Origin of the sequence: Okeania sp. SIO2B9 (assembly GCF_010672505.1) — a bacterium.
Classification (GTDB): Bacteria; Cyanobacteriota; Cyanobacteriia; order Cyanobacteriales; family Microcoleaceae; genus Okeania; species Okeania hirsuta.
Map to the genome: position 1 here is coordinate 1 of NZ_JAAHGK010000962.1, position 3,010 is coordinate 3,010.

The window sequence follows — 3,010 nt, forward strand, 5'->3', positions numbered from 1 at the left end:
TCCTTTAGATGTTCCTCTTGATAAACCTGTTAGACAAAATGGTTATCAAATTCGTTATTTTCGTTGTTCTCCATTCCGTCGTTATAAATTTTCTCTGAAGTTATTACAATGGTTAAATCAACACGCTTCTGAATTTGATTTAGCTCATATTCATGCTCTTTTTTCACCAGTAACTACTATGGCTGCAACTATGGCTAGAGCTAACAATTTACCTTATATTTTAAGACCTTTAGGTACTTTAGACCCGGCTGATTTACGGAAAAAAAAATTACTCAAAAAAGTTTATGTTTCTCTGTTAGAAAAGCGGAATATTGCTCATGCAGCAGCACTTCATTTTACCAGTTTAGAAGAGGCAAAAGTTTCTGAAAGATTTGGTGTATCGACACGAGATTTAGTAATTCCTTTGGGTGTTAATCCCCCAGGTAATATTCAGGATGAAAAGTTAGTTAATTATCTTCAATCTCAAGCCATAGAAATTAAACATCCTGTGATTTTATTTATGTCTCGAATTGAACCTAAAAAAGGGCTAGATTTATTATTACCAGCTTTAGAAAAATTATTAGCAGAAGGGATAGATTTTCAATTTATTTTAGCAGGTGCTAATCCTCAAGATCCTAATTATGAAGCAAAAATTCGGTCACAAATAGAGGGTTCACCTCTTGCTAAATGTACAAAAATAACGGGGTTTGTTACAGGAGAAATTAAGGCAAGTTTATTACAGGTTGCTGATGTATTTGTGTTGCCTTCTTATTATGAGAATTTTGGTATCGCAGTAGCAGAGGCAATGGTGGCAGGTACACCAGTAGTTATTTCCGATCAAGTTCATATTTGTCAAGATGTAGCAGACGCAGAAGCAGGTTGGGTTGGTAGTTGTAAAATAGAGGATATGGCTATTTTAATTAAGTCAGCCTTGCAAAATGAAGCTGAAAGAAAACAACGAGGTTTGAATGCTAAAGAGTTAGCTAGAAAAAATTATAGTTGGGAAGCGATCGCTATACAAACTATTCAGGCTTACCAAAAAATTATTACCTATTAATAAGTCGTAATTTGCCTATTATTCAGTTAACAGTTATCAGTTTACTTTTGCCAACTCCAATAAACGATTTTTTTTGCTAATTAAACAGATTTGATATTAAGTGCTTGGAGTGGATTAGTATAGGTACTATCGGCTAAAGGAGGTGACTTATTTTAGCCCAATATTGGAAGATATAGCAGTCTAATAAAAGGGCACGGACATATCAAAAGCTTAAAACTCAGATCAGACTACACAGGATTTTTGCTTCTTGCTTCTTGCTTCTTGCTTCTTGCTTCTTGCTTCTTGCTTCTGTTATAACTGACAACTGTTCACTATTAATTAATTTAAGTCTAAATAGTCATCGTCAAACATTTTTATCTATCAATAAATTTGTGATTTTTTTACAAATAGTAAATAACCACATTTTATTTACTTTTCATAATTTTGATTATTTCTATACTTTCTAGACTTTTTTTTAGTCTCCTGATGGTTTGCTGACTGAGCTTGAAAAATTGCTGAAGCTTTCTCTACAGGCACTTCCAATACCTGAAACAAACGAGTTAAAAATGTTTGTTCTTTACCAGAAAAAACTCCATCTATTAAGATTAGATCGACAGCTAATGTAAATGCTATTTCTTTATACTCTGGATGTAGCGCATCGTTGGCTATAGCAACTAAATTATTCATACCTTTTTCACTGAGTAAATTGAGCAATCTATCTAGCATATTTGTAATCTGTTTTTCTGAATAACCTTTAAACATTTCCATTTGCGTCAAAAGTACTATAAGTCTTTCTGTTTCTTGATCTAAAAGATAACCATCTGAGGCAATGGCAGATATTGCAATAGCAGCTATTGCTTCTTGTTGTGAGAATGCCATTCGATTTGGATTGTAAACTCCAAGAACCTTATTTAATAAACTCATGTTAGGCTTTGCCTCCCAATTTATTGTTTGTTTATTTCTTTACTATTTTATCTTGTATAACAGCTTTTAATAGTTTATTGGTTATATCACAGGATTTTTTTTTTGTCAACTAGACTATTGTGACAAATTGATCATTAATTAAGAATATTTAAAGGTGTGCAAAAATTCTGAATAAAAAACCAAATTTATTGATATATTAAGAACAATATTGTGAATCAATTTGGCTTTTTTTATGATGTTCAACACTGCTCTAACTCCTTGTTTTTATCTTGAATTTTGAGGTATGATTAATATCATATCCTGATAATTAGCGTGCAAAAAAATTCTCCTATTGCTCTATTTTTATCCTGCCTTATTTCTTCTTTTTTAATTAAACTATTTTGACAAATTGATCATTAATTAAGAGTATCAAAGTTGTGCGGAAATTTTGAATGAAAAACCAAGTTGATTGATCTATTAAGAATAATATTTTGGGTGCATCTCATATTTGCAAAAATACTTTTTTTCCTATATATTCCCTATTACCTATTTCCTATTCCCTATTCCCTGTTCCCTATTCCCTAAAAGCGAGAATTTTTTGGCTTTATTCAAAATTGAGATGCACCCAATATTTTGAATCAAGTTAGCTTTTTTTATGATGTTCAATACTGCTCTAACTCCTTTTTTCTATCTTGAATTTTGAGGTAGTCTTAATATCATGTCCGGATAATTAGCGTGCAAAAATTTTATCCTATTGCTCCATTTTTATTCTGCCTTCTTTCTTCTTATTTAATTAGACTATTTTGACAAATTGATCATTAATTAAGAATATTTAAAGGTGTGCAAAAATTCTGAATAAAAAACCAAGTTGATTAATCTATTAAGAATAATATTTTGGGTGCATCTCATATTTGCAAAAATACTTTTTTTCCTATATATTCCCTGTTCCCTATTCCCTATTCCCTATTCCCTATTCCCTATTCCCTATTCCCTAAAAGCGAGAATTTTTTGGCTTTATTCAAAATTGAGATGCACCCAATATTTTGAATCAAGTTAGCTTTTTTTATGATGTTCAACACTGCTCTAACTCCA

Annotated in this window: 2 protein-coding genes; one reads left to right on the plus strand and one right to left on the minus strand. The window is 31.3% G+C overall.

Features of this window, described 5'->3' with window-relative positions; all coding sequences use genetic code 11:
• The coding region (gene hpsP, locus F6K13_RS26010; protein WP_287288850.1) for a hormogonium polysaccharide biosynthesis glycosyltransferase HpsP at positions 1-1,036 on the plus strand (1,036 nt) is incomplete at its 5' end.
• A 408-nt stretch (positions 1,037-1,444) separates the two neighbouring features.
• Here hpsP and F6K13_RS26015 read toward each other — a convergent pair.
• The gene (locus F6K13_RS26015; RefSeq protein ID WP_124155326.1) at positions 1,445-1,939 is read right to left on the minus strand and encodes a tellurite resistance TerB family protein; all 495 of its coding nucleotides are present in this window, start codon (positions 1,937-1,939) and stop codon (positions 1,445-1,447) included.
• Between the last annotated feature and the right edge of the window lie 1,071 nt (positions 1,940-3,010).

Bases quoted from the DNA above. Each gene is read 5' to 3' on its own strand.
- F6K13_RS26015 (WP_124155326.1), bottom strand. From the start codon at position 1,939: ATGAGTTTATTAAATAAGGTTCTTGGAGTTTACAATCCAAATCGAATG.